We start from the raw sequence: 1,968 nt of genomic DNA, 5'->3' as shown, positions 1-1,968 counted from the left end.
GCCGACATGAACGTGCACCGGATCCGGCAGGTGGTCGGGCCGCAGGTGCCGATCTGCCTGGACGCGGCGCAGAGCATCGGTCACCTGCCGGTCTCGGTGGCCGGTCTCGACGTCGACTTCGTGGTGTTCTCCGGGCACAAGGCGATGGCCCTGCCGGGGTCGGGAGCGGTCTGGGCCCGGGGGCTGCGCGGCCCGCGGCTGCGGCCCGGCGGCTGGAGCGGGACCCCCAACACGGCCGGGATCGCGAGCCTGGCGGCGGCCCTGGACTGGCTGGACGCCGCGGGCCTCGGACGGATCGAGCGCTGGACGGTGGCCCTGACGGCGCTGCTGACCGACGGGCTGGACCGGATGGACGCCTACGAGGTGCTGGGCTGCCGGACCAGTCTGGCGGCGGGGTCCCGCGTCCAGCGGCGCCGCAGCCTGGTCACCTTCCGGCACCGGGGGATCGACTCCCGGGATCTCGGGTTCATCCTCTTCAGCCGCGGGTTCATGGTGCGCACCGACGGCCACTGCCAGGCCGGACGGGACGCCGAGGAGGGCTCCGTGCGCGTCAGCATGCACGTCCACAACACCCCCCAGGAGGTGGAAGAGCTCCTCGCCACCCTCTCCAGTCTGCAATGATTTCCATGAGCGGGTAGTGGCTTCGGTGACGGAGGCAGTGCGAACGGCATGGGCGCGGGCATGGGTGCGGGCACGGGCGGCGTGAGTACGGGGACGGCGGCGCGCTGGGTGGAGCGCTGGGAGCGCCAGCAGCAGCGGTACGCGGTCGACCGCGAGGAGAGGTTCGCGGTCATCGCCGACCTGGTCGAGCACGTGGCGGGCGGCCGGCCCTCCCCGCTGGTGCTCGACCTGGGCAGTGGGCCGGGGTGCCTGGCCGCGCGGCTCGCCGCCCGGCTGCCGGGCGCCGAGGTGCTGGCGGTGGACGCGGACCCGCTGCTGCTGGAGCTCGGCAGCGCCCATTACGGCCGGACCCTGCGCTACGTCAACACGCTGATCGGCGAGCCGGGCTGGGTGGGCCGGCTGGGCCTGGACCGCCCCGTGGACGCCGTGGTGTCGACGACCGCCCTCCACTACCTGGGCGAGCGGACCCTGCGGCAGGTGTACGGGGAGCTCGCCGGGCTGCTGCGGCCCGGCGGGATCCTGGTCAACGGCGACCACATCAGCCCGGACTCGGCCAGGATGTCGGAACTCGCGCGGGACGTCGGGCGCCGGCACGCCGAACGCAATGCGGACTGCGGCCACGAGGAGGACTGGGAGTCCTGGTGGTCGGGCGCGGCCGGCGACCCGGAGCTGGCCCCCCTGCTCGGTCAGGGGGGCGAGGGCCGGGCCCCGTGCGAGGGCAACGACCTCACGGTGTCCGGCCATGTCGCGCTGCTGCGCGACGCGGGGTTCGCGGACGTGGGGGTCGTGTGGCAGGTCGGCCCGAGCCATGTGCTGGCCGCCGTCCGCTGACCGGCGGCCCGGCCGGCCCGCGCGGGGTCAGACGCGGCTGCAGACGTGGATCGACATGGTGCCGCTGCGGGGCAGGTGCCGGATGCGCAGTTCCTTGCCGTTGTAGGCGGCCTCGAGCTGTCCGGTGGTGTCGTTGGCGCCCAGCGGGTACCAGGGGAGCATGGCCGAACCCGGGCCCTCCATGCCGTCGGGGACCGGCTGGGCGAAGGAGACGTCGGTGCCCTCGCCGTCGCCCTTGGGGCCGGCCACGACCTGGATCTCCAGGCGGCCGTGCTGGTGGCTCCAGTGGCCGTTCCAGGTGGCGTTGGTGTCCCCGGTCCAGACGATGGTCCAGGTGCCGTCCGCGCCGATGGTGGCCCTGCCGTCGCTCTTGCGTCCGCCGTTGCCCCCGGGCAGCGTCGAGCGGATCGCCCAGGTGCCCGTGACGAACGCGGCGAAGGCGCGGCCCGCCACCCCGGTGGCGGCCGGGGAGGCGGTGGTGGTCGGGGAGGCCGAGGCGGAGGGCGAGGGCGTGGC

3 protein-coding genes are annotated in these 1,968 nt (G+C 74.8%); 2 read left to right on the top strand and 1 reads right to left on the bottom strand.

The window, feature by feature from the left end; all coding sequences use genetic code 11:
- Positions 1–621, top strand: a 621-nt coding sequence (locus tag VR44_RS26520; RefSeq protein ID WP_045950126.1) for an aminotransferase class V-fold PLP-dependent enzyme, incomplete at its 5' end; no start/stop codon positions are given.
- 48 nt (positions 622–669) lie between these two features.
- Positions 670–1,452: a class I SAM-dependent methyltransferase gene (locus tag VR44_RS26515; protein WP_245692246.1), complete on the top strand. Its 783-nt coding sequence runs from the start codon at positions 670–672 to the stop codon at positions 1,450–1,452.
- A 27-nt stretch (positions 1,453–1,479) separates the two neighbouring features.
- On the opposite strand, the gene VR44_RS26510 is transcribed toward VR44_RS26515, so the two are convergent.
- Positions 1,480–1,968: hypothetical protein (locus tag VR44_RS26510; RefSeq protein WP_045950124.1), on the bottom strand; the 489-nt coding region annotated here is incomplete at its 5' end.

This window comes from Streptomyces katrae (assembly GCF_000966975.1).
Taxonomy (GTDB): domain Bacteria; phylum Actinomycetota; class Actinomycetes; order Streptomycetales; family Streptomycetaceae; genus Streptomyces; species Streptomyces katrae.
This window is presented reverse-complemented; position numbering and strand designations above follow the sequence as displayed.

Bases quoted from the DNA above. Each gene is read 5' to 3' on its own strand.
- VR44_RS26515 (WP_245692246.1), top strand. From the start codon at position 670: ATGGGCGCGGGCATGGGTGCGGGCACGGGCGGCGTGAGTACGGGGACG.